Origin of the sequence: Algoriphagus sp. CAU 1675 (assembly GCF_029222925.1) — a bacterium.
In the GTDB taxonomy this organism is placed as follows: domain Bacteria; phylum Bacteroidota; class Bacteroidia; order Cytophagales; family Cyclobacteriaceae; genus Algoriphagus.
On sequence record NZ_JARHUI010000004.1, the window covers coordinates 209,558 to 234,553 of the forward strand.

22 protein-coding genes are annotated in these 24,996 nt (G+C 43.6%); 11 read left to right on the forward strand and 11 right to left on the reverse strand.

All coding sequences use genetic code 11. From position 1 onward, the window contains the following. Positions 1 to 9: 9 nt before the first annotated feature. Positions 10 to 2,955 (reverse strand): FAD-binding and (Fe-S)-binding domain-containing protein, encoded by a 2,946-nt coding sequence (locus P2G54_RS10880; protein WP_275871024.1) that lies wholly within the window; start codon positions 2,953 to 2,955, stop codon positions 10 to 12. Between the two features lie 191 nt (positions 2,956 to 3,146). Between P2G54_RS10880 and P2G54_RS10885 the strand changes: the two genes are divergently transcribed. Beyond that, a complete protein-coding gene (locus tag P2G54_RS10885) occupies positions 3,147 to 3,917 on the forward strand; it encodes a YdcF family protein (protein ID WP_275871026.1) in 771 nt (256 codons plus the stop codon). A 111-nt stretch (positions 3,918 to 4,028) separates the two neighbouring features. Next, on the forward strand, positions 4,029 to 5,150 hold the full coding sequence (locus tag P2G54_RS10890) for an ATP-binding protein (protein ID WP_275871028.1): 1,122 nt from the start codon (positions 4,029 to 4,031) through the stop codon (positions 5,148 to 5,150). A gap of 53 nt (positions 5,151 to 5,203) precedes the next feature. On the opposite strand, the gene P2G54_RS10895 is transcribed toward P2G54_RS10890, so the two are convergent. Together P2G54_RS10895 and P2G54_RS10900 are read right to left on the reverse strand one after the other, a co-directional pair. Next, positions 5,204 to 9,064 carry an AAA domain-containing protein gene (locus tag P2G54_RS10895; protein ID WP_275871030.1) on the reverse strand — a complete coding sequence of 1,287 codons (3,861 nt, stop codon included), beginning with the start codon at positions 9,062 to 9,064 and terminating at the stop codon, positions 5,204 to 5,206. Next, a complete protein-coding gene (locus P2G54_RS10900) occupies positions 9,065 to 9,877 on the reverse strand; it encodes an SDR family oxidoreductase (RefSeq protein WP_275871032.1) in 813 nt (270 codons plus the stop codon). 146 nt (positions 9,878 to 10,023) lie between these two features. On the opposite strand from P2G54_RS10900, the gene rlmD reads away from it, so the two are divergent. Together rlmD and P2G54_RS10910 are read left to right on the forward strand one after the other, a co-directional pair. Continuing rightward, positions 10,024 to 11,430, forward strand: coding sequence for a 23S rRNA (uracil(1939)-C(5))-methyltransferase RlmD (rlmD, locus tag P2G54_RS10905; RefSeq protein WP_275871034.1), 1,407 nt, complete (start codon positions 10,024 to 10,026; stop codon positions 11,428 to 11,430). Further along, positions 11,427 to 11,804: a hypothetical protein gene (locus P2G54_RS10910; protein ID WP_275871036.1), complete on the forward strand. Its 378-nt coding sequence runs from the start codon at positions 11,427 to 11,429 to the stop codon at positions 11,802 to 11,804. Before rlmD ends, P2G54_RS10910 begins: the two co-directional genes overlap by 4 nt. A 65-nt stretch (positions 11,805 to 11,869) precedes the next feature. On the opposite strand, the gene thiL is transcribed toward P2G54_RS10910, so the two are convergent. Beyond that, positions 11,870 to 12,898, reverse strand: a complete 1,029-nt coding sequence (gene thiL / locus P2G54_RS10915; RefSeq protein WP_275871038.1) for a thiamine-phosphate kinase — start codon at positions 12,896 to 12,898, stop codon at positions 11,870 to 11,872. A 62-nt stretch (positions 12,899 to 12,960) separates the two neighbouring features. Further along, positions 12,961 to 13,362 carry a methylmalonyl-CoA epimerase gene (mce, locus tag P2G54_RS10920; RefSeq protein WP_275871040.1) on the reverse strand — a complete coding sequence of 134 codons (402 nt, stop codon included), beginning with the start codon at positions 13,360 to 13,362 and terminating at the stop codon, positions 12,961 to 12,963. 93 nt (positions 13,363 to 13,455) lie between these two features. Between mce and P2G54_RS10925 the strand changes: the two genes are divergently transcribed. The 4 genes from P2G54_RS10925 (at position 13,456) to P2G54_RS10940 (ending at position 16,164) form a co-directional block, all read left to right on the forward strand. Then, positions 13,456 to 13,782, forward strand: a complete 327-nt coding sequence (locus tag P2G54_RS10925) for an iron-sulfur cluster assembly accessory protein (protein ID WP_275871042.1) — start codon at positions 13,456 to 13,458, stop codon at positions 13,780 to 13,782. A 198-nt stretch (positions 13,783 to 13,980) separates the two neighbouring features. Further along, entirely contained in the window at positions 13,981 to 15,075 is a 1,095-nt protein-coding gene (gcvT, locus tag P2G54_RS10930) for a glycine cleavage system aminomethyltransferase GcvT (protein WP_275871044.1), read from the forward strand. Beyond that, positions 15,072 to 15,779: a 2-phosphosulfolactate phosphatase gene (locus P2G54_RS10935; protein WP_275871046.1), complete on the forward strand. Its 708-nt coding sequence runs from the start codon at positions 15,072 to 15,074 to the stop codon at positions 15,777 to 15,779. The genes gcvT and P2G54_RS10935 overlap by 4 nt, the downstream gene beginning before the upstream one ends. A gap of 145 nt (positions 15,780 to 15,924) precedes the next feature. Beyond that, complete coding sequence (locus P2G54_RS10940) at positions 15,925 to 16,164, forward strand: YdcH family protein (protein WP_275871048.1); 240 nt, start codon at positions 15,925 to 15,927, stop codon at positions 16,162 to 16,164. Positions 16,165 to 16,223: 59 nt separating this feature from the next. Here P2G54_RS10940 and P2G54_RS10945 read toward each other — a convergent pair whose 3' ends face one another. The 4 genes from P2G54_RS10945 to P2G54_RS10960 are packed head-to-tail and all read right to left on the reverse strand — an operon-like array spanning position 16,224 to position 18,946. Next, on the reverse strand, positions 16,224 to 17,027 hold the full coding sequence (locus tag P2G54_RS10945; RefSeq protein ID WP_275871050.1) for a DUF1080 domain-containing protein: 804 nt from the start codon (positions 17,025 to 17,027) through the stop codon (positions 16,224 to 16,226). A gap of 35 nt (positions 17,028 to 17,062) precedes the next feature. After that, the gene (locus P2G54_RS10950) at positions 17,063 to 17,824 is read right to left on the reverse strand and encodes a PIG-L family deacetylase (protein ID WP_275871052.1); all 762 of its coding nucleotides are present in this window, start codon (positions 17,822 to 17,824) and stop codon (positions 17,063 to 17,065) included. A gap of 7 nt (positions 17,825 to 17,831) precedes the next feature. Continuing rightward, a complete protein-coding gene (locus P2G54_RS10955) occupies positions 17,832 to 18,590 on the reverse strand; it encodes a glucose 1-dehydrogenase (protein ID WP_275871054.1) in 759 nt (252 codons plus the stop codon). 17 nt (positions 18,591 to 18,607) lie between these two features. Beyond that, positions 18,608 to 18,946 (reverse strand): nucleotide pyrophosphohydrolase, encoded by a 339-nt coding sequence (locus tag P2G54_RS10960; RefSeq protein ID WP_275871056.1) that lies wholly within the window; start codon positions 18,944 to 18,946, stop codon positions 18,608 to 18,610. Positions 18,947 to 19,097: 151 nt separating this feature from the next. Here P2G54_RS10960 and P2G54_RS10965 point away from each other — a divergent pair, with 151 nt between their 5' ends. From P2G54_RS10965 to P2G54_RS10975, 3 genes are read left to right on the forward strand one after another with little or no spacing between them, the layout of a single operon-like run. Beyond that, the gene (locus P2G54_RS10965; RefSeq protein WP_275871058.1) at positions 19,098 to 20,654 is read left to right on the forward strand and encodes a M81 family metallopeptidase; all 1,557 of its coding nucleotides are present in this window, start codon (positions 19,098 to 19,100) and stop codon (positions 20,652 to 20,654) included. A 9-nt stretch (positions 20,655 to 20,663) separates the two neighbouring features. Then, positions 20,664 to 21,701: a zinc-dependent alcohol dehydrogenase family protein gene (locus tag P2G54_RS10970; RefSeq protein WP_275871060.1), complete on the forward strand. Its 1,038-nt coding sequence runs from the start codon at positions 20,664 to 20,666 to the stop codon at positions 21,699 to 21,701. Positions 21,702 to 21,709: 8 nt separating this feature from the next. Then, positions 21,710 to 22,096, forward strand: a complete 387-nt coding sequence (locus P2G54_RS10975; protein ID WP_275871062.1) for a DUF1801 domain-containing protein — start codon at positions 21,710 to 21,712, stop codon at positions 22,094 to 22,096. On the opposite strand, the gene P2G54_RS10980 is transcribed toward P2G54_RS10975, so the two are convergent. Together P2G54_RS10980 and P2G54_RS10985 are read right to left on the reverse strand one after the other, a co-directional pair. Then, positions 22,083 to 23,336 (reverse strand): aminotransferase class V-fold PLP-dependent enzyme, encoded by a 1,254-nt coding sequence (locus tag P2G54_RS10980; protein WP_275871064.1) that lies wholly within the window; start codon positions 23,334 to 23,336, stop codon positions 22,083 to 22,085. The genes P2G54_RS10975 and P2G54_RS10980 overlap by 14 nt on opposite strands. Before the next feature lie 186 nt (positions 23,337 to 23,522). After that, on the reverse strand, positions 23,523 to 24,992 hold the full coding sequence (locus tag P2G54_RS10985) for an ATP-binding cassette domain-containing protein (RefSeq protein WP_275871066.1): 1,470 nt from the start codon (positions 24,990 to 24,992) through the stop codon (positions 23,523 to 23,525). Between the last annotated feature and the right edge of the window lie 4 nt (positions 24,993 to 24,996).

A 24,996-nucleotide genomic window follows, 5' to 3' on the forward strand; every position in this document is an offset into this window, starting at 1 on the left:
TCCCCACTCTTAATTCTTCAAAGCTTCCCACAATATCTCTACTGGATGCATAGCCTTTCTTCCTGTTCCATCAGCGATCTGATGACGACAGGATGTTCCCGGTGCAGCAATCAAAGTATCCGCTTCCGCATTTCTTACTGAAGGAAACAAAACGAGTTCACCAACCTGCTGGGAGACCTCATAGTGTTCCTTTTCATAGCCAAAACTACCAGCCATCCCACAACAGCCACTCGGAATAGTTTCGACCGAATAATTTTCCGGAAGGGAGAGAATTTTTTGGGTCCAGCTCACTGAGGACAATGCCTTTTGGTGGCAATGACCGTGCAATTTGATTTTTTTAGGCTCCCTCGTAAAGGCCTCTGGTTTGATATTTCCAGCAGCTATTTCTTTCCCCAAAAACTCATCAATCAAATGCACATGGAACTTCAGTTTCTTGGCAGCAGCAACCAAATCAGGACTTACGATCCGGGGATATTCATCACGGAAACTTAAAATAGCGGATGGTTCCAAGCCGATCAAAGGCGTATTTCCATCAATCAAATCTGCGAAAATCCGCACATTGGCTTCTGCGTGTTTTTTGGCTTTAGGAAGCAAACCCTTTGAAAGGGCAGATCTTCCGCTTTCTTCATGAGCTACTATTTTGACATCATAGCCCAGCCGTTTCAAGAGGGAAATTGCCTTGATCCCAATTTCAGTATCGTTGTGATTGGTAAATTCATCCACAAAGAAATAAAGGGTCTTGATTGTATTGACTGGGCCAGGCAAGCCAGCATAGTGTTTTTTATACCATTTCCTCAGACTCAACTTGCTGATTTCAGGCAAATTTCGACTAGGAGCTACATTGAGAATGGATTTCATCAGTCCTCCGGTCAGAGAATTACTTAGGAAGAAATTAGCAATTCCGGGTACCTTCGAACCCAATTCATTTAGTTCATTGATGTAGGCGAAAGCTGTGGATCGGAGCGGTGTGCCATGAGTTTTCTGGTATTGGTAAAGAAACTCAGCCTTCATGCTGGCCATATCCACATTGGACGGGCACTCAGCCGTACAGCCTTTACAACTCAAACAAAGGTCAAGTGCCTCCTTGATTTCGGGATGATCAAAGGCATTTTCTTTTTTGTCCAAGGTCAAAAACTCCCGTAGCGTATTGGCACGACCACGAACCGTATCTCTTTCATTTCGTGTAGCCATGTAGGATGGGCACATGGTTCCTCCAGAACCCGGAAGTTTACGACAGTCTCCCGAACCGTTGCATTTCTCTGCGAGACGAAGGATCCCTCCAACATTTGAAAAATCAAAAACAGTTTGATGCTCCGGGGTTTTCATTCCTGGCTCATAGCGAAGGAATTGATTCATTGGAGCCGCATCCACGATCTTACCCGGGTTGAAAATGTTTTTGGGATCCCAGGTGTATTTGATTCGTCGAAAAAGCTCATAGTTCTTCTCTCCTACCATCAGCGGGATAAAAGCAGCCCGAACCCGTCCATCTCCATGTTCGCCAGAAAGTGAGCCCTGATATTTTTTTACCAGTTTGGCAGAAGCCTCGGAGATTTTATAAAAATCCTCAACCCCTTCCTCGGTTTTCAGATTCAGAATCGGTCTCAGATGGATCTCCCCTGCTCCGGCATGTGCATAGTGTACTGGCTTTTGATTGAAGCCCTCCATCAATTCATCAACCTCGTCAATGTAATCTGCCAAGTCCTCTATATCCACCGCCGTGTCTTCGATACAGGCAACAGCTTTTGGATCACCTGGGATATTTCCAAGAAGCCCCAAACCTGCCGCACGAAGTGCCCAAGCCGAAGCTGTCTTATCCGGACCTATGATAGGATAAGCATAGCCATATCCTCCGGCTTTCAGATCAGCAATCAGAGCTTCCCCCTTGGCAGTGGCCTCCTCAAGGGTTTTTCCCCTAAACTCCACCATCAATAGCGCTTCAGGATCACCTTCTACGAAATAGCGATTTTTGGAATATTCAATGCTTTCCTTGGTACAGTCCAAGATGATCTTATCCATCAGTTCCACCGCCGTGGCCGGATGCTTCATGGCCACTTGGGAGGATTTCATGCTTTCATGTATGGTATTAAAATGGGCAGCAACTACTATTTCTACAGGATCTGGTAGTGGATCGAGACTGATTTTGATCTCGGTTGTAAAAGCCAAGGTCCCCTCCGATCCTGCCAATAACTTACAAAAGTTAAATTTCTCCTCCCCTTCAAAAAGCTCCGATTTCAGGAGTTCATCTACAGCATATCCGGTATTTCGGCGATGGATGGACTTTTTGGGAAATTGGGCATGAATTTCTTCCCGAATTTCGGGATTATTGAGTTCGTCGAAGATTTGTCGGTAAATCGTGCCTTCCAGATCCTTTTGCCCACATTTTCGGTCAAAGTCATCCTGGGATATTTCTCCGAAAACCACCTTTTCCCCATCACTGAGGATGGTATTCAAAGAAATGACCTTGTCTCTGGTCACTCCATAAACAATGGATGTAGTCCCGGAGGAGTTATTCCCTACCATTCCCCCGATCATCGCTCGGTTGGCAGTCGAAGTGATCGGACTAAAGAAGAGTCCATGAGGTTTTAAAAAGCGATTGAGTTCGTCCCTAACTACACCCGGCTGGACCCGTACCCAGCGTTCTTCTTGGTTCAATTCCAGGATCTGGGTGAAATGCTTGGAAACATCCACCACGATGCCATTTCCCACACATTGCCCGGCAAGTGAAGTACCTGCGGTTCGGGGAATTAAGGAAGTAGCGTTTTCAGATGCGAAATGGATGAGTTTCTGAATATCCTCCTCAGACTTGGGAAAAGCCACAGCCAAAGGCATCTCGCGATAAACCGAGGCATCTGTAGCATAAAGGGTCTTGGTGAGTGAATCAAATTGCAGGCTTCCCTCTAATTGAGCGGAAAGGTTCTGCAATAAAGGCAATAGGTTAGATTGGTTTGAAGGCATGGACAAAAATAGCTTTCTGAATAGATTAAAGAAATTAAATAATCAAGTATCAATGACCAAACTCAACCTTCAATTACCAATGACCAAGCTCAATAACCAAGGATTACGGCCAACTTGAAAATTGTCCATTTCTCATTGAATTTGAAAAATCCATTCTTCCCTCTTTTCTTTACTTCAAACTTTGACACTTCATGTTCTTCTATCTCTCCCAATTTTTGAGTTTTTTGGCCATGCCATTGACCATAGTGTTGATCTTTATAGTAGTAGGAGCAGTTTATATCCAGAAAAAATGGGGTAAAAAACTCCTTTGGTCTGGAATTGGACTTTTGCTATTCTTCACCAATCCTTTTCTTTCCAATTGGGCTTTATTGGCTTGGGAGCCAGAATTTAAGTCTTTTGATGCAATCGAAAACCATGAGATTGGCATCGTCCTCACCGGTGTCACCAACCTGAGCAAAACCGCTTACGACCGCACCTTTTTCATCAAAGGTGCCGACCGCATCACCCAAGCCCTTCAACTCTACCGCATGGGCAAAATCAAAAAAATCCTGATCACCGGCGGTCAGGGACTCAACCCGGTCAATCCTCAATCGGAAGCAGAATTACTGAAGCGATTTCTGATGATGACAGGAATGCCCGAATCGGATATTCTTATCGAAGACCAGAGTAAAAACACTGCCGAAAACGCGCAGTTTACCAAGGCTTTTTTAGAGAAAAATGGAATTCCTACCGATCAGAAATTTATCCTCATCACCTCTGCCTTTCACATGAAGCGGGCAAAAGGATGCTTTGATAAAGTTAGTCTGAAAACAGTGACCTTTCCGGTGGATTACTATTCCCACGACATGAAATTTGACCCGCCTTCCCTGCTCTATCCCGATGCCAACTCCCTGACCTATTGGCATAAACTTTTCAAAGAATGGATGGGGATTTTCATGTATAAAGTGGCTGGTTATAGCTAACGGCGTGAGTAATTAATTTACTTTAAAACTTGCTTACTTAAACACTTTATTACGTAATTAGCGTAACGTATATTACGTAACGTATCTTGCGTAATAAAACTCAAGGTTAAGATGAAAAAACCATTCAACCCATTTGTAATCAACACCTATCAAGGAAAAGCCTATTTCTGTGACCGTGAGAATGATCTTAAAATGCTTATTTCCCATATAGAGAACGACAGAAATGTAGTCCTGTATGCTTGGAGGAGAATGGGAAAATCAGCTTTAATCCACCGTCTTTTTGAGGAATTGGAAGAATCCAAAAACTTCGAGACACTCTACATTGACCTCCTTGCGACTCAAAATATGCAGGAGGCCATACAAACTATCTCCACGGCTATCTATGAGAAATACGGGAAAACCGAAACAGGAATAAACGCACGTATCCAAAAGTTGCTTGCTTCCATTGGAGCGGTTATCAGTTTTAACCCCTTATCCGGTAGTCCAGAACTCACACTAGGCATCGCCCAAACTAAACAACCAGAGCTATCATTGAAAGCTTTAGGGGAATTTCTCCAATCCCGAAAAAAACGCATCATACTTGCCATTGATGAGTTTCAGCAGATTTCCGATTATGAGGGGACAAAAGCAGAAGCTCTTTTTAGGGCCTGGGTCCAGCAAATCCCCGAGGTACGTTTTATCTTCAGTGGAAGCCACCGTACTTTGATGGAAGCAATGTTTACAGAAAAAAAGCGTCCTTTTTACCAAAGTTCTCAACTGGAATCCCTTCAGCCAATCCCCCTTGAAGCCTATTCTAAGTTTATAGTGGAACATTTCCAAAAGGCAAAAAAAAACATCAAACCAGAATCCATTTCAAAAATTTATACGTGGAGCCGAGGCCAAACTTATACAATTCAACTGGTCTGCAACCACCTCTTTGCCAATTACCAAACTGTCAATTATACAAATGTGGAAACCGTTTTTAACCAAATCCTGGTCCAGCAGCAATCGGTTTACGCCAATTTTCAAAAAATGCTCACCCGTACTCAATGGAATGTTTTCAAGGCAATCGCGAAAGAGGAACCCCTCCAAAACCCACTCAGCAAGGACTTTCTGTCCAAATATTCACTTGGGGCAGCGAGTACTGTGAGCACTGCTCTGAAAGCACTGGAAAAACTGGAATTAGTAATCAAAGAGAATGGAAATTATCTGGTTCACGAAGTACAGCTAGCCCGTTGGATGGCAAGACTTTAAACCCTCACAAATCTATTCAACTGAAGCCCTAATCCCCAGAAAACAATCCTTTATTAAAATCCCCTACTCCATCTCCATTCCCAACGCCAGCCTTTTTCTTCCAGTAAAATCGGGTGATAAGCCATCGCTGCCTTAGCGGTTGGAGCATTAAAAAATCGCTGATCATCCGTCAAAACAGCTGATTGATTTCCCTCTTGATCAGTCCAAATCAGATCCATCACAGCTGATGGAATCTGTTGTGAATAGTTCTGATCTTCCTTCAACAACTTGTTTTTCAGACTCCAGTCAATTTCAAAACCTTCTGTTTTTACTTCAGTAGCAGAAAAGTCTCTCTGTCTGCTTTGTACTTTCACCCATGAGAAAAACTCATGAAGCAAGGCCAAACCGGGGTTGCCCAACTGACCAGGTCTAAAATCCTCCGGGTCCAAACTACTGATCACATGCAATTTCTTTCTTGCCCTTGATATGGCCACATTCAGGCGGTTTTCTCCACCTGATTTACCCAATAAGCCAAAATTAGTCACCAGTTTCCCTTCCCGGTTGGGGGCATAGCCCAAAGACAGGATCACTTGGTCAAACTCATCTCCCTGCACATTTTCAATATTCCGAACCTTGATATTTGGGTCGGTAACCCCCTCCTTCCAGAGTTTTTCGCAGATCAGTTCCATCTGAAAATAATTCCCCGTTACAATTCCCAGTGAATCCTTCGGTGCTTCCAAGCGAATGGATTTTACCTTTTCCACCACTGAATCAGCTTCCGGTGTATTCACTTGATTCTCCCAAGTTCCTTCAATTTTATCCCAAGAGAATGGAGTATTTCCCAACCGAATCGTGTCATATTCCGGCAAGGTTTCCAGTTGATTTTCATAAAAATGTGCATTGGAAAAATGAATCAATGCAGGATCCAAAGATCTGTAATGCCCCTTTAGCTGCACTTTTTCGAAATAATGAGATGCAAGTTCCAGGAGCGATTCTGCCTCATATTCCATTCCTTCCACATCGCTTTCCAATTTGACTTGATAATAGTCCGAGGGACGAAGTTGCTTAGAGTCCCCGGCAATCAAGACCTGCTTGCCCCTAAGCATAGCAGGAAGTCCCCGTTCCACAGGACATTGGGAAGCCTCATCAAAAATCACCAAATCAAATCCCTGATTCCCAAAAAACAAGGCAGATACCGTCTCCGGACTTGCCAACCAACAAGGAACAACCCGAAACACTTCCTCTTCCAGTTCCTGAATCAATTTTCGAATGGGCCAGCGCTGCCGCTTTTTGGATACCTGATGGAATAATTCTCTGTAAGTAATCCGATTTCCTAGCCGGTTGAATTCAAGATTGTTTCCCACCTGTTCCCTAAGCCTTAACAAAGCAATATGACGGGACAGTCTCCGCTTTTCCAAAATGGAGTTTTTCAGTTCCTCCATCTCATGAGCCAATTTCAAAGTTCCCGCTTCTCCTAATTCGGGAGTCCTTCTTTCCAGTTCGGCTATCCAAGCCAAATACCAACCGTTTCTGAAAACCTCAACTTGATCTTGCAATGGAATTCCAGCATTTTCTTTCCAGAGACTAAGTCCTAACTCTCTCTCCTTCCAATTATCCAAGAAGCGGTCAAAGGCAGACAATTCCGAAAACAACCTGTTCCAATTCAGTTCATTTTCAGGAAAAACCTCCTTTAGCCCCTTCTCCAAAATCGCTCCGATTTGCTGTAGGCTCATTCTGATTTTCCAGCCCAAAGCCTCTCGATGGAACTCATCCAATAGGGCTTTCAAATCTTCTAGTCTGCCCTTGAATTCGGAAAAACCATTGGAAGCCTTAGGTAAAACTCCATTCAGGCTTTGAATGCTTTTCCATGATCTCACCCAGGCCAAGAGGCTTTGTACGCGTACCAAATCCTCTGGATATATGCCCGAAAAGGAAAAATAAGAGCTCTTGGAAAAGGACTCGACAGTCTTTTCAAGATCAATTTTAGCCAGAAGCTCAGATTGAAGCGAGAGCAATGAGGATTCTTCAATCCTCAGCCCATTTGTTGCGATCAACTGGAAAACCTCGGGAAATTTCGACTTTGACAATTTGACCTGAATCCTCCCCAACCAAGTCCTGGATTTGGGTATCAACTGTTCAATATCCGATTCCAACTGCTGAAGGTTAGCGGGGAATTCAAAATTGAACTCCTGGCTTACACGAGCTGCATGAAGTAGAAAAGCTTCCATTTTTTCCAGAAGCTTGACTTCTTTTTCCTGAAAAACCAGAGAGAAATCCTTTTCCGGATCAGGCAGATTATCCAACCTCTCTATCGCAGTTGAAAGGCCTTCGACTTCAGCATTTGATTCTAAACCTTGGATCAAATGAGGTAAAAAATCAACATTATCAAAAGCTTCAATGGCTTTTAACCGAAAAGAATCAACAGCATTCAGAGACTCGGCAATCCTGGGGAAATCGGAAGAATCCACCTTGGAAAAAGAATTTCTATTCTTCCAGAATCCACCTTCAAACTTGGACTGGTATCCAGCAAATACTCGATAATCCTGCTCAAATCGAAGCATTTGAGCATAATCCAAACGGATTAAATCAGCAGATCTAAAGGCCGGAAGGTCCATATTGGACTTTAAATACATTGCTTTGATCGGAATTCCAGCACTATCCGATTCAAACAGGGCCGTCCTAAATTCCTCGAACTTTTGGGATAACCTGGAAATCGACCGAGAAAGTAAAGAAATCTCACGTTCCAGCTGTATGGAATCTATTCCCCGATTCTGTTCCTGATAGGTCTCTATGGACTCGATCTGCTTACGGATTTTTTCAAAGAGTGCCTTGTGATCCCCTTTATAATCATGAACCAAAGCCAAAAAATCCCCAAAACCTGCTTTTTCCAATCGCTCATAAACCACATCTAGGGCAGCTCTTTTTTGGGATACCACAAGAACTCTTTTGCCACGGGCTATATAATCGGAAACCAAATTGGCTATCAGCTGGGACTTTCCCGTCCCCGGAGGTCCTTCCACCACCAGGCTTTTTCCCTGTCGGACCTTTTGGAGCACCTTTTCCTGGGAAGCATCCAGGGAAAACACCGGGAATAAATTCTCCTCTCTGGCTTGTGGCGGATGCTCATCTTTTTCAAAAAAACGCTGAAGCAATTCTTCCAAGGACGTGTCAGAATACTTCTCGAGCATATTCTCATATTCAGAAAAAAGAAAGCTCCCCTTTTGGGCAAACAGACCCAAAACTGCATAGGGCTTGAGACTGATTTTTCCATCCACAAAGCGGGATTGGTCCAGAGAAATCTGGGAGTTTGGGAAAGGGGCGATCTGATCCTCGAAGAGATTGGATTGCAGTTGAATCGAAAAATTTTCCTGAAGTATTTTGCTCAGCTGGGTTCGGAACTCCGTGGGGTCGGCAGAAAGATTTTCAAGCAATTCATCCGAAAAATCATCGGAAAGATTGGATTTGACAGCATGTCGCCAGGCCAAAAGAAAGGCTGGATTCCATTGCCAATTCCCGTTTTTCTGCAAAAACCAATGCTTGTTTTTTCGATATAGGGAGACTGGCAACAGTAATAAGGGAGCCCTTACTATGTGACCATTAATCAGCTTTCCTTCTGCAAATAACCAGGCGAGAAAAAAACTTTGATCACCGCTTTCCTCCTGCAACAACTGATCTCGAAAAGCCAATCTCGATAATTGATTGGAAAGCTGATTTGAATCCGCAGATCGGGGATCCAGTTCGGGAATCAACTGAATTTGTTTTTTACCCTGAATCAGTTTTCTGAGGATCTCAAAGGCAGGTTCCCCATTTAGGAAATCCATTTCCCTCAGATCCAGCATCCCAAAACCCTCCAGACGTGGCAAATACAAGGACCTGTTTTTGGAAGACAGGTCTGTCAGCCGATTGAGGTAAGTTTGGAATATGGATTCGGGCATTTATTTAAAAGGCGAGTCTTTTTCTTTAGCCATCTTATTATAGACAATTCCATCGAGAATTCCGGGTATCCACTTATTCAGAAAGACAGCCATTTTTCCTTCACTTGTCAATACAATGTCCCGCTTTCTTTTGAGAGTGGCCTTTAGGATATGCTCAGCTACTTCTTCGGAGGTCATCATTTTACCCTCATCCCTTGGGGATTCTCCCTGTGAACTCCCATCAGCAGTCAGTGCAGTATTTCGGATATTGGAGGCAGTAAAACCCGGAGCAGCCACCAGGATATGAACTCCCTTTTTCATGACTTCGGTCCGAAGTGCCTCAAAAAAACCATTCATGGCATATTTACTGGCAGTATAGGCAGTACGGGCAGGGGTCCCTCTATATCCATTGATGGATGAAATTCCGATTATGGAGCCTTTGGCCTTTAATATTTCCGGCAGGCAGTATTTGGTAGCATACACTGTTCCGTAGAAATTGGTATCCATTACTTTTCTAAACACTTCCAAATCCAAATCCTCAAAAAGGGCGCGCATGGAAATCCCGGCATTGTTGATGAGGATGTCGATTTTACCGAAATGGGAAAGAGTTTCTTCCGCCATTCTTTTGTTATCCTCTTCGGAGGCTGCATCAGCCAAGATAGAAATCACCTCAATGCCCTCTGATTTGAGTTTTACAAGGGAAGCCTGAAGTTTTTCGGGATTACGTCCGGTAATGGCAATTTTAGCGCCTTCTTTACCAAAAACCTGTGCACATGCTTCTCCGATTCCTGAGGTCGCCCCGGTGATAAGGACTACTTTGTCTTGAAATTTCATAGGGAAAATTTGAAGGGTAAAGATAGGGAATAGGTTGGTTTTGGGTAGTAAATGAAAATACTGTAGATAGGATTTTAATAGGAAAGTATCCAAAAACCTATAACTCCTCCTGATGGCAATCCCTCTTTTTCCCTAATTTTGCGCCCATGTCGAGAAAAATGAAGAATAAGGTCATCACCAACCTGTTGATCGAGCGAATCGCCTCGGAAGGGAAATGTGTGGGCCACCATGATGGAAAAGTCGTTTTTGTCTCCAATGTGGCTCCCGGAGATGTGGTGGATGTTCGGATTACCAAAGGAAAAAGCTCCTTTATGGAAGGAGAAGCCATACATTTCCATGAATATTCCAAAGATAGAATTGAACCTTTCTGTTCCCATTTCGGCACCTGCGGAGGATGCAAATGGCAACACATCAATTACGAGCTTCAAAAGACTTACAAAAGACAGCAGGTTTTAGACCAGTTTCAGCGAATCGCCAAAGTACCTATCCCTGAGGTTCTGCCAATCTTAGGGTCCGCAAAGACCCAATATTATCGAAACAAACTGGACTTCACTTTTTCCAATAAAAAATGGCTCACTCTGGACCAAATCCGTTCCGGGGAAGAATTTGACCGTAATGCTTTGGGCTTTCACATCCCCAAAATGTTTGACAAAATTATCGACATCGACCATTGCTATTTGCAGGGAGGAATTTCCAATGATGTCCGAAATTCCCTGAGGGATTTTGCCCTGGAAAACAAACTCAGCTTTTATGATATCCGTGAGCAAGTGGGGCTTTTGAGGAACTTGATCATCCGAACTACCTCTACTGACCAGACTATGGTGATCGTTCAGTTTGGAGAAAATGACCCAGAAGGCATCAAACTGGTTATGGATTTTCTGAAAGAAAAATTCCTTACCATCACCTCCCTACTTTATGTGATCAACACCAAGGGTAATGAAACTTTCCATGATCTGGAATTGGTCACTTATGCCGGTCTACCTTATATAGAGGAGGAAATGGAAGGCTTAAAATTCCGTGTTGGTCCCAAATCCTTCTACCAGACCAATTCCGATCAGGCCTACGAACTCTACAAGGTGGCCCGGGATTTTGCCGATTTACAGGGAGACGAAGTCGTTTACGATCTTTATACTGGAACCGGAACCATCGCAAATTTCGTTGCCAAAAAGGCGAAAGAAGTGATCGGTGTGGAATACGTGGAAGCTGCTATCGAAGATGCCAAGCTCAACTCCCAGATCAATGGGATTGACAATACCCTATTCTATGCCGGAGACATGAAAGAAATCCTAAACGAGGAATTCATTTCAAACCATGCTGCTCCTGATGTCATCATCACTGATCCTCCTCGGGCGGGAATGGATGAAAAGGTAGTCCAAATGCTCCTGAGGCTGGAAGCACCAAAAATCGTATATGTATCCTGCAACCCAGCAACCCAAGCCCGGGATGTGGCTTTGCTCGCTGAAAAATACAAGGTGGAAAAAGTCCAACCAGTGGACATGTTTCCACAAACCTACCATGTGGAAAATGTAGTACTCTTAACGCTCAACAAATGATTTCAGATTTCAATGATCCAGAATTAAGCGGCAAGTATCTGGGAACCATCACCAGTGATTTTGTCCGTATATCAGATGTGCTAAAAGAGGCATCCTATCAGATCCGGTCCCGTGGTTTTTCGGACTATCCCATATTTCCGATTTCCAAGGAAATGCAACCCATAGGGTCCCTTTTCCTCGGGAAAGACGAAAAAAATCTGGACTGGAACTATTTCATCACCTATGTGGATGAATTTGTCCAAAGAAAGCTAATTGCTGAGGAAGCTCTCGAAGAGTTCAAAAAGAACTACAAAGATCCGGATGAATTCTGTTGCCTTTTCGTGATGGATGGAGCATTCACCAGTTTTGTCTACATTCCTTATCCAGAGGAGTAAAATAGAAAAAGGCTTTACCAGATCTAGGTAAAGCCTTTTTTATTGAGATTGCTATTTATATTTTCTTAGAAATGCTGCCAACCTTGGGCCTTCAGTTGAACTGCTGTTCCACTTTTGGTTACCAAGTATTTCCCTTCTTCGGCCTTAGTCATATGACCGATAAAATGGACATCCGGGTGTTTCTCCAACTTCTGAAAATCTTTTTGATCAATGGTGAAAAGCAATTCGTAGTCTTCTCCACCGTTCAACACGCAAGTGATGGGATCCAAATTCAACTCAACCGCTGTATCGAAGGTCTGTTTGTCGATGGGTAGTTTGTCCTCATAGATTGTCGCCCCAACTCCAGAGGCCTTACAAATATGGAAAATCTCTGAGGCTAGTCCGTCCGAAATATCCATCATGGAAGTAGGCACCACGCCCAACTCTTTCAATTCGTGAACAATGTCCATCCTCGCATCCGGTTTCAGTTGTCTTCCTGTCACAATGGTGTATTTCTCCAAGTCAGGCTTCATATCCGGATTGGCAAGAAAGACTTGCTTTTCTCTTTCCAAAATCTGCAAACCAACCAAGGCTGCCCCCAAGTCTCCTGTCACACATAGGATATCATTCACTTTGGCCCCGGAGCGATAGGTTACCTCTTCTTTCTTCACCTCACCAATTGCAGTCACAGAGATCACCAGCCCACTTCTCGAAGCGGTAGTATCACCTCCTACCAAATCCACCCCATAATGCTCACAGGCAGCATTGATCCCTGCATAAATTGCATCTACTGCTTCCACCGAAAACCGATTGGAAAGAGCAATACTAACCGTAATCTGCTTGGGGATGGCATTCATAGCTGCAACATCGGAAACATTTACAGCCACTGCCTTGAAACCCAAATGAGGCAAAGGGGAATAGGAAAGATCAAAATGAACTCCTTCCAGCAACAGGTCAGTGGTCACCACCTTTACATGATCTCCGGCATCGATTACCGCCGCATCATCTCCTATTCCCTTGATGGAAGAGGAATTTTTGATTTTCACTTTTTCATTCAAATGGTCAATCAGACCAAATTCACCCAACTCGCTGATTTCTGTTCTTTTCTCTGACATAGTAATTTGTTCGGATTTCACTTTCGAGTTTTTTCAGGCTGTTCAAATACCTCTAAAGTCATTTATTTCTTTTCCTGACATAACTCCACCAAGACACCATTGGTGCTTCGCGGATGCAAAAATACCACTAATTTATTGTCCGCACCTTCTTTGGGGATTTCATTCAAAATTTCAAAGCCTTCCTGCTTCAAGCGCTCCACTTCAGCATGAATATCTTCTACATCAAAAGCGATATGGTGGACTCCTTCCCCTTTTTTACCCAAATATTTGGCAATAGGACTATCTGATCGAGTGGCTTGCAACAGTTCCACCTTTGTCTCACCGACTTGAAAAAAAGAAGTTTCTACTCCTTCCCCCTCCACTCTTTCGGTCTTGAAATGTTTTTTACCTAACAGTCTGGAAAATACCTCATTGGATTTTTCCAGGTCTGTTACGGCAATTCCTATATGCTCAATTTTCCGCATTTTTTAATTTGTTATATTTGTAATTGAATCTTTTATGGAAAGTTGCTGTTACACTCCTTACAGAATCTAAGACGAAATTAAAGGATTAAAAATATGATTATTGTTTCAGACAAGGCTAAAGAGCAAATTTTGGCGCTTAAGAAAGAAGAAGGCCGTGCCGAAAATGAGCACATCCGGGTTTCTGTCAAAGGCGGAGGATGTTCCGGTCTGATGTATGACCTGGGCTTCGACGCCAACACGATAGAAACAGACCATGTTTTTGAAGATAAAGGTATCAAAATCATCGTGGATCGAAAGAGCCTACTTTATTTGGCTGGAACCACTTTGGAATTTTCGGATGGCTTGAACGGAAAAGGCTTCCAATTCATCAATCCCAATGCAAGCCGCACCTGCGGATGCGGAGAAAGTTTCTCCATTTAAGAGTTAAAATTGACGAACTCCTAAAAGCAACCTTCGGGTTGCTTTTTTCTTTTTCGAGAGGAGGTAATTCTTTTCAATTAGAAGCTCAACCACCTTTGCTTTTTCACTGGCTACATATTGGGGACTTTTCTCCCAAAACACCTCCCCAAATTCCCCCTCAATTCTTACCTTTGCCTGCGACTAAAAACAGCCCAAATAATGGAAGATCAAATCAAAAAAATCCAACTTAACGATATCCACATTGCCCTTGGCGGAAAAATGGTGCCTTTTGCCGGGTACAACATGCCTGTTAGATATAGTTCAGACAATGAAGAGCACCACTGCGTAAGAAATGGAGTAGGAGTTTTTGACGTATCCCATATGGGTGAGTTTATGGTTGAAGGACCAGAAGCACTCAACTTGATTCAAAAGGTTACTTCAAATGACGCGTCTACTCTAGTAAACGGACAGGCACAGTATTCCTGCTTTCCCAATGAGCATGGAGGGATCGTGGACGATTTGATCGTTTACAAGTTTGAGGATGAGAAATACATGCTCGTAGTAAATGCTTCCAATATTGAAAAGGACTGGAATTGGGTCAATCAGCACAACACCATGGGAGCAGAACTCACCAATATTTCTGATGAGGTTTCCCTTTTCGCAGTACAGGGGCCCAAGGCGGCTCAAGCTATGCAGGCGCTGACTCCAGTTAATCTTTCTGATATCAAATTCTATCATTTCACCGTAGGTGAATTCGCAGGAATTCAGAATGTGATCATTTCCGGTACAGGATATACAGGCGCAGGAGGCTTTGAAATCTATGTCAAAAATGAGGATGCAGAGCAAGTTTGGAAGGCAATTTTTGAGGCAGGAAAAGATTTTGACATCAAACCAATCGGCCTGGGAGCCAGAGACACCTTGAGATTGGAAATGGGCTACTGTCTATACGGTAACGACATCAACGACACCACTTCTCCTATTGAGGCTGGTCTGGGATGGATCACCAAATTCACCAAAGAGTTCACCAATTCCCAAGCATTGAAAGCCCAAAAAGAAGCTGGGGTAACCCGCAAACTGGTAGGTTTCGTAATGCAGGAAAGAGGAATCCCAAGAGGACATTATCCAATTGTAGATTCCAACGGAGAGCTAATTGGAGAAGTAACTTCAGGTACCCAGTCCCCAAGCATGGGAGTAGGAATTGGTTTGGGCTATGTCAAAACCGAATTCAGCAAACCTGGAACCGAGATTTATATCCAAATAAGAAATAAAAATCTGAAGGCTCAGGTTGAAAAACTTCCCCTTTACAAAGGATGAGAAAAGTAGAAATCTGCTTTAGCCCGGAGCTTATCCACCTTCATCAATTGAGCGGTAAAATCGTGGTGGTGGTGGATATTTTCCGGGCAAGTTCGACTATGATCGCTGCTTTGGCCAATGGGATCACAGAAATCCAAACTTTTGCCGACCTGGAAGCCTGTAGGCAAATGGCTACCCAAGGCTATCTGATCGCTGGTGAAAGAAATGGGCTGACCGCCCCTGGATTTGAACTTGGCAACTCCCCCGTAGCATTTCTTAATGGAAAATACAGTGGAAAGAAACTAGCCATGACCACCACCAACGGAACCTTGGCAATTTCCAAGTCCGAGGAAGCTGATGAAATCCTGATCGGTGCCTTCCCCAACCTGAAGAGCACCATTGACTATATTCAGGATAAAGCCCAGGATGTACTGATCCATTGTGCCGGATGGAAAGGCATGTTTAACCTGGAAGATTCCATTTATGCAGGTGCCTTGGTCAAATTTTTGGAGGCTAGTCATCAAACAGCCGAAGACGGGGCTTTGGCCATGAAAGCCTTGTTCGAAAAAGAAGGACATGACCTCAAAGGATTCCTTTCCCAAGCTTCCCATGCCAAGCGTTTACAAAATCATGGGATTGAAAAAGATATTGACTTCTGCCTGAGTCTGGATCTCTATTCCATGGTTGCAAAAGTCAATGAAAATGGGGCTTTGGTAAAAGTCTGATCGTTTAAAAGGTGTTTTTGAACTTCACCAAAAGTCTCTTTTCACCTTTATTCCATTGATAAATTATTGTTTTTTCAATGACATTAGTCATTCATTTCCAACTGGTTTTGGTTTAGAATTGTACCAACCAAACCAGTTAGGAATCATGATTCGAAGACACCAATTAACCGACGCATTTCCGGAGTTTGCCGATAGAATCCATAAACTCAAAGTCACAGATCCTGACTTCAACAAGCTCTACGATGAATACGATAAGCTGGATCACGAAATCTACCTTATCGAAACCGATGCATCTCCAGCTTCAGACGAAACACTCAATCAGCTTAGGTTGGAGCGGGTCCAGTTGAAGGACGCAATCTTTGAACTCCTGAAGCAAACCCAATAAAAAAATCATCCAGTCTTAGATGGATGATTTAGGGATAAATGAGATATCTCAACATCGGATTATTCAGTCGACAAGGGAGTTAGTTCAATTTTTCGGAATAAGATTTCTGCTCCCTCCGACTGAATTTGTATTTTACCTTTGTTGGGCCGGACAGCAAAAGCCCTGTTAACCAATTTACCATTGAGGTAGATTTCGATTTCGTCCCCTCTAGCTATGCATTCCAATTTATTCCATTTGCCGACCGGCTTTTCCACATCCTGATTTCCCCTGAAGTCAATCACATCCTTCCAGTTGGGATCACGACCATACCAATTTACTCTTCCCCGGTTAATGGTTCCATTTTCTCCACCTTCCAGATATACATAAGAACTCCCCTGCTTTTCCTTAGCTACTGGACTGGTAATGCTAAATGCATCACTTCCATCACCTACTACTATAAAATCCCCGGTTCCGCCTTCGATCACTTGGCACTCTATTGAATACATCCAAATCCCTTCCGAGCCCCCATCATCACCTACAGAATGTAGGAGAATTCCTGAATCACGGGCATTTTCCAAACGGGGTTCGAAAGTCTTGCCACCCCACTTAAATTCAAGGCTTAGTTTATAGTTTTCGTATTCTTCCTCGGTGGTAATACAGCCCCACTCTTCTCCTGAAATCCGGATGACTCCATCCTGGACTGTAAACACATTTTTGGGATCATTATCCCTTCCCCGGTGCTGGACAAATTTATACCAACCATCTAGGTCTTTTCCATTGAAGAGGGAGATCGGGCTAGTCTTTTTTTGGCTCTTGGTCTGCGCCTGTACTGCACAGCCCAATAAAACTAGGATAGCGAGGGTGAGACTCAGTTTAATTTTCATGGTAAGTAATGGTTAGTGGGTTATTCAAGTTTTTTTCAGAGAATTCCGGAAGGATTGTTCCTGCCGTTCAGTTTGACAAAAGCTTCTGCAGCTTGAACACCAGCCTCCATTCCTCTGAATTTTTCCATGGCCTCATGTCCACAGGCATAGATTCCTTCGGGATCCTGGCTGACATGGCAAAAAAGTGCCTTCCTTTTTGTCTCCTGCTCATTGGAAATATCCACATATTCCCCGGGGTGAAAAGTCATAGTCTGGGAACCGGCACAGACCTCATAGAAATATATTTGGAATTTCTTTTTGACTCTCAAAGAAGCCTGGATAGTCAAGATACTTGCTGCTTGATGGTCCCGATGTGTATCAATGGGCCATTGGGTAAAAACCAGGTCGGGTTTTTCCTGTTCCATAAATTCAGTCATTTTCTGGATCCATTCATTATTGACCATGGTTTCTCCATCAATCTGCCCCAAGAACTCATGTCTGACCTTCAAAACTTTACAAGCTTCTTCGGCTTCTTTGGTTCGGATTTTTGCGGCTTGATTTGCGGTTTTCCCAGGGATTCCACCTTCACCTTTGGTCAGGTAGAGCACTTTAACATCATGGCCTGCAGCACTGAATTTAGCCAAGGTTCCACCGCATCCACTTTCAGGATCATCGGGATGGCCTCCTACGCAGACCACTTTTAACCTTTCTTTTTTCTGTACGGGTTCAGTGCCAGCAAGAGCCGAAAGAGGTAAAGCAGAAAGACCCAAGGCAGATGCCTTTTGTATAAAACTTCTACGGGACGATTTGTTGGTCATGATTCAGTTATTTGGTAAGAATTCCTCCATCAATGGTATAGGCAGCCCCGGTGATCCAAGATGCCTCATCAGAAACCAGAAACAAAGCCAGGGAAGCTATATCTTCGGGCTTCCCAAGTCGTTTCATCAGGGTATTATTGGCGGTTTCCTGCACTATGGATTCTGGATTTTCAAAAGCTTTGGTGGAATCCCAGATCAAAGGAGTATCCACGGGACCGGGACAAATGGTATTTACACGGATTACAGGTCCATAATCCAAAGCCATCTCCTTGACCAAAGCAACCAAGGCTGCCTTACTTGCACAATAAGCCGCATGATTCGGAAAACTTTTGAATGCCGCTATGGAGCTGTTCACCAGAATAGTTCCTGACCCCTGTTTTTGCATTTCAGGAATTGCGAACCGGCTGAGGTAAAAAACCGAATTGAGGTTCGTATTGATCGTATGACTCCATTCTTCCAATGAAATATCTGTGACTGACCCTAATCCCAAGTTTCCCGCATTAGTCACGATTATATCCAAGCTCCCAAAATGCTGAATGGCCCCTTTTACCAAAGCTTCGTTTACTTCCACTAAACCAACATCACCAGGGATAAACACTGCTTTTCCTCCCTCTGCCCGGATACTCTTCTCCAGTTCCTCTCCCCTTTCTTTATTTCTACCGCTCAGAATTAAGGAAGCTCCCTCTCTGCTAAATCGCTCCGCTGTGGCCTTTCCCATCCCACTGGTTGCTCCGGTGATGATGGCAGTTTTTCCTTCTAATCTCATTATTTTTTAATTTCTGCTTATCTCAACTTTTCGTTGTCCCTGTGTCGGTTAATGTCCCGGATGTTCTTTTTTTCAAAATTCTTGGCCAATGCTTCTGTCAAGTCCACCCCAGTTTGATTGGCCAGACAAATGAGCACCCAAAGAACATCAGCCATTTCATCACCCAATTCCCTATCCTTATCTGATTCCTTAAAGGATTGTTCCCCATACGTCCTGGCCATCAGCCGGGCAAGTTCCCCGACTTCCTCCATCAAAATGGTCATATTGGTGAGTTCGTTGAAGTAACGGACCCCTACAGTTTTGATCCATTGATCTACCTGAGCCTGTGCCTCAGAAAGGGTGATTTCTTTTTTCATGTCAGAAAATGTAGCTAAACCGAACAGGAAAATAGCCAGTAGAAACCCAGCTTACAACATTTAAAAGAATGTTTAATTAGAATTCAGGCTTTGTTTCTAATTTAGATTGGTATTGTACAAAAACCGGAATCACTAACCCCTTCCTTCATTGATGAAACATCTATTTCCATTATTGATCCTCTGCCTATCCCTTTTTTCTTGTTCCAAAAAAGAAGAGTCAAAAGTCTTGCCCAGAGTTGCGATCGCTGGCCTGGCCATTGAGTCCAGTACTTTTTCACCCGCCCAAACAGAGGCGGCAGCATTTAAATCCAGAATTGGTGAGGAGATTTTCAGCTATTATCCTTTTTTGGCAGTTGATTCAGCCGACCGAAAGCGTGCCGAATGGTTTCCTACATTAAGAGGCCATGCTATCCCTGGGGGAATTGTAACTAGAGAAGCTTATGATTCTCTGGTCCATATTACCTTGGAAATGCTTAAAGAAAACCTCCCTTACGACGGACTGTTTTTTGACATTCACGGAGCCATGAGCGTGGTAGGATTGGAGGATCCAGAAGGGGACTTCATCCTCAAAGTTCGGGAAGTGGTAGGGTCTGAAACCCTGATTTCCACATCCATGGACTTGCATGGAAATGTTTCCCAACGATTGGCGGAACACACTGATCTGATTACCTGCTACAGAATGGCTCCCCATGAAGATGCCCTGGAATCCAAACAGCGCGCAGTAGAAAACTTATTGGAGAGACTGGAAAACGGAAAAGGAAAGCCCAAATACAAGGCATGGATTCCTGTACCAATTTTACTTCCAGGTGAAAAAACAAGTACCCGCATTGAGCCTGGGAAAAGCCTTTATGCCAAAGTTGACCCCATCACCAAAAAGGAGGGGGTAATCGACGCGGCAATCTGGATTGGTTATGCATGGGCAGATGAACCACGGAATCATGCAGTTGTCATGGTTACAGGGGATGATGAAAATGAGGTTAAAAATGGTGCTGAGTACTTGGCCCAAAGCTTTTGGGATGTAAGAAATGAATTTGAATTTGTGGCTCCGGTTGCCACTTTGGAGGAGAGCTTGGAGATGGCACTTTCCAGTGATAAAAAACCATTTATGATTTCTGATATGGGAGATAATCCCACCGCAGGAGGAGCCGGTGATGTGACCTGGACCCTGAATGAAATCCTAAAAAGACCTGAATTTAAATCCGAATCGGGTCCCTCCTTGATTTATGCTTCCATCCCAGGTCCTGACTTGGTTGAAAACGCTCTTGAAGCAGGAATTGGAGCAGAAGTTGAGGGCTATGTTGGCGCTGCTGTTGATAACCGATTTGCCGGACCTATTTTGCTCAAAGGCAAAATTCTGTCCATCAAAGAAGGGGATCGGGATGCGGAGGTAGAAGTAGTCGTACAAACCGGCTCCGTGAGGGTTATTGTGACCAAAAAGAGAAAGCCTTACCACTATGAAAAGGACTTCACCGAGCTTCAATTAAATCCCCGTGAATCGGACATTGTTGTGGTCAAAATCGGATATTTGGTCCCTGAACTCTATGACATGAGAGGGGGCTGGATCATGGCACTGACTCCGGGTGGAGTTGACCAGGATCTGGAAAGGTTGGGATACAAACGCATCAACCGTCCTATGTTCCCCTTGGACCGGGATATGGCCGATCCGGATCTCAGTGTCAGATGGATCAAAGCAGCAGATCAACTTTAATTCTTCCCCATGCGCGCATTAGTTTATGAGCAATTCCAAGCTCCCCCCTCCATACAAAAAGTACAAGATCCTACCCCATCATCAGATGGCGTAGTAATCGAAGTCAAAGCCACTGGACTTTGCCGAAGCGATTGGCATGGCTGGATGGGACACGATGATGACATTGTTTTGCCACACGTTCCGGGGCATGAGTTTGCGGGAGTGATAAGCGCTGTGGGAAAGGAAGTCAAAAATTGGAAAATAGGAGATCGGGTCACCGTACCTTTTGTCTGTGCATGTGGCACCTGCCCTACCTGTGCCTCTGGAAATCAACAGGTCTGTGACGCCCAATTTCAACCTGGATTCACCCACTGGGGCTCCTTTGCGGAGTTTGTAGCCATAGATAGAGCCGAAACCAACCTCATCCAACTCCCCGAGTCCATTAGCTTTGAAACCGCTGCGAGTTTGGGCTGTCGATTTGCTACCTCATTTCGGGCAGTGGTAGATCAAGGGAAGGTTTCTGGAGGACAATGGGTAGCTGTCCACGGTTGTGGAGGTGTGGGACTGTCTGCTATTATGATTGCTAATGCATTGGGAGCCCAAGTGATAGCCGTTGATATTTCAGAAGAAAAACTCCAAATGGCAAAAAGCATGGGAGCCTCCTACAAAATCAATGCACGCACTACAGGAGATGTGGCTGCAACGATCCGAGAACTCACCAAAGGTGGAGCCCATGTTTCTCTGGATGCCCTTGGAAGTTTGGAAACTTGCTTCAATTCAGTTGCCTGCTTAAGAAAACGAGGAAAACATATTCAGGTCGGCCTGATGTTGGACAAAGAGAAAAATGCGCCGGTCCCAATGAACATGGTACTATCCAAGGAACTGGAACTATACGGGAGCCATGGTATGCAGGCCTGGAGATATGAGGAAATGCTAAGAATGATTCTTTCGGGAAAACTTCAACCTGAAAAACTGCTTGGAAGACAAATCAGTCTTGAGGAAGCTATACTGGCATTACCCTCTATGAATCAATTTGAAGGAGAGGGAATCACCCTTATCAAGCCTTAATTTCACTGATGAATCCCAAAGCTTCCTCTGTAGATGAGTATATCAGTTGGTTTCCTGCAGAAATTCAGGAAAAGCTCCAACTCATTAGAAAAACAATCCAGGAGCTACTTCCAGAAGCCAAAGAGGTAATCAGTTACCATATGCCAGCTTTTAAAACCACGGAGGTTTTGGTGTATTATGCAGCAATGAAAAACCACATTGGCTTCTACCCTACCAGTTCGGGAGTGACTGAGTTCAAGGAAGAACTGAAAGGTTTCAATTGTAGTAAAGGCGCTATACAGATTCCCTATGACCAAGAGTTGCCTTTAGATCTGATCGGACAAATCGCCCAATTCAGAGAAAATGAGGCAGCCATCAAAGCCTATTACAAACCCAAAAAACCTAGGAAAGCATAGTTTTAATTTCCCCCAACAGCGTATCGATTTCCGATTTGCTGTTGTAGATATGAGTGGAAACACGAATAGCATTCAATCCCGCTTCATGGACACCACGAATTCGGATTTTCTTTTTACTCAGCTTTTTCGCTATTTCCTGATAATCTAATCCCGGAATGCGGAAGGCTACCACACTGATTCTGGACTCCCTTTCTTCAGGAGTCAGAATTTCAATTCCTTTCAATTCCTTTAATCCATTGAAGAGATAATCATTAAGTTCCCTGACTCTAAGTTCGATCTTTTCTCTCCCTATTTTTTCATGGAAATCCACTGCGGCCACTATTCCCAAATGCAATGGAGTACTTTGGGTACCAAAATCATAACGATGTGCAGTCTCCACATATCCCTTCAGGTTTGCCTTGCTCTCGCTCAATTCCCATCCTTTTTCTGAATATGCCCCAACTTGATATACCTGTAGTGTATCGAGTAAATCCTCTTTGACATATAAAAACCCTGATCCATTGGGACCCAACATCCACTTGTGGAAGCAGCCTGCATAAAAATCACAGCCCAGTTCGCTAATATTGAGTTTTAAAGTACCTGCCCCATGGGCACCGTCAATTGCAGTGAATATCCCTCTTTCCCTAGCAAAATCAGCGATTTCACGGATCGGAAAAACTGTACCCGTGGTACATGTAATGTGAGGGATAGCTATAGCCTTGGTGCGAGATGTCACCAAACTTTTGATCAGTTCAAAATTCTTATTCCTTGTGTCAGAAGGCTTGAAAACCTTCAACACGATCCCGTCCAATTTAGCACGGTTTAACCATGGAATCGCACTTCCCGCATGTTCATGGGAAGTAATAATCACCTCATCTCCTTTTTTCAAAGGAAGGCCCCAAGCCATGATATTAATACCCTCGGTAGTATTATGAGTAAGGCACAATTCCGACTTTTTTATACCCAAAAAAGCTGCAATCCTTTCTCTTCCTGAACTCGGATTCCCATACTCTCCAGTAGAATTGGTATGCTGAAAAGAATCCTGAATCGTATCTAAAACTGATTTTGGAGAGGGACCGAAAGTACCGTTATTTAAATAAATCCTATTTTTTTCCAAGGGGAACAACTTCCGGATTTCTTCCCAGCTCATTTCTCCCAAGTCCTTTTCAAACTTTGGCTCTTTCCAAATGCTAGTACCAAACAAAGCCGGGGTAATCAATCCAAAACTTAATTTTTGGAGAAAATCTCTTCTCTTATCCATAAAAATATATCCAGTGAAAATTATTAGGATAATATATAGTCAATTTCTTGACCCAACCTTACCGTAGAAAAAGAATTTTGAGATTTTTCAAAAATTAGTAAGCCAATTTTCCTTTAAAAAAGGGTTTGACTTCAAAATCAGGCTCAGAAAATCAATAAGGACAAAAGAAAAAACTTTGTTCTCAGCTTAAAGCTGATAAGTCAAATCCACTGCTTCGGGTATATCCTCTGCATAATGGCTTACATAAATGAGGGAAACCGAGCTCAATTCACATATTTTTTGGACCGTGGACTTAAATAACCTCCTTTGCAATTCGTCCATTCCCTGTGAAGCTTCATCTAAAATCAGCAGGTCTGGTTTCTTGATCAAAGCTCTAGCCAACAATGTCCAGCGCTGGTGCTCCAAAGAAAGCCTGCTTAATGGCAATTCTGCCAGGTTTTCAAGTTCAAAAAGCTGAATCCATTGTTGGGCAAGATTCTCTTGATCTGGGGTTACCTTTTTAAATAGCCCCATGGTATCAAACAATCCAGATAGAATAACTTTTCGGCATGTTTGATTGGATGGGAAATACCTAGATAGCTCAGGCGCCACAAAACCTGTAGGCCTTTTGACATCCCAAATACTTTCCCCAGTTCCTCTTTTTCTACCAAAAAGCCAAATATTCTGGGAATAAGACTGGGGGTTCTCACCAATCAACAAACTGATCAAAGTGGATTTTCCAGAACCGTTCGGACCTTTCAAAAGCCATCTTTCTCCTGCTTTAATTTCCCAGTCGATTGCATCCAAAATTGATTTGCCGTCATAACTGATTCGAACTTTTTCAAGCTTTACCGGAGAAAATTTCTGGACAGAATTACTGGGCAATAAAGACCTTAACAAATCCCAATCCCAGGATTTGATTTGAACATCCTGTCCTGAACCATGAAAAACATTCCTCTCCCAGGATTGGCCTATCCCCTCGGAATTGATCTGTGCAATATGAGAGATTCCATCTGGGATTTCATCTGCCGAAGCCGTCAACAGCACATGAATCCCTTCCTGAATCATTTCTTTCAAAATCTCCCCAAAGGCTGTTCGGCTTCCCACGTCCAGACCTGTCATAGGTTGATCCATCAGGTAAATGGAAGGCTGTCTCAAAAGCCCTGCTGCCAATGCAAGGCGGCGGGTTTCCCCATTCGAAAGTTTGAGCAATGATTCATCCCTCAATTGCTCCAATCTCATTAGCTTGATCACCTTTTCCAAGGTCCAGGGCCCTTGAACTTTTGCCTGAACATCTTTCAGAAACTCTGACACAGTTGCCGTCTCCTCGGATTCCGAGGAGTTGAATCGCTGCTGGAAGTAAAAATCCTGCTGGTTGAACCGGTTTCTAAATTCGTATTTCTGGGAAACATAAGCCATCAAGTCGCGGAAACTATGAACTTCCTTTTGGGCAGTTTTCAAAGAGTTGTAATCTGTAGCGAAAGGTCTGAGGATTTCCCCAGAAGAGACAACGGTATTCCCTCTCAAAGTCTCCAAAAATGCGGTCAACTTCCATCCAGAATCCCCAATGATAGCCCAATGCTGACCTTCGCTCCAATTGAAGTCCAAAGACTCAAAAGCCTGTTGTCCTTTAAAGAGAACCTTGGCCTGTTGAACTTGAATTAAAGGGTTTTGCATGTTG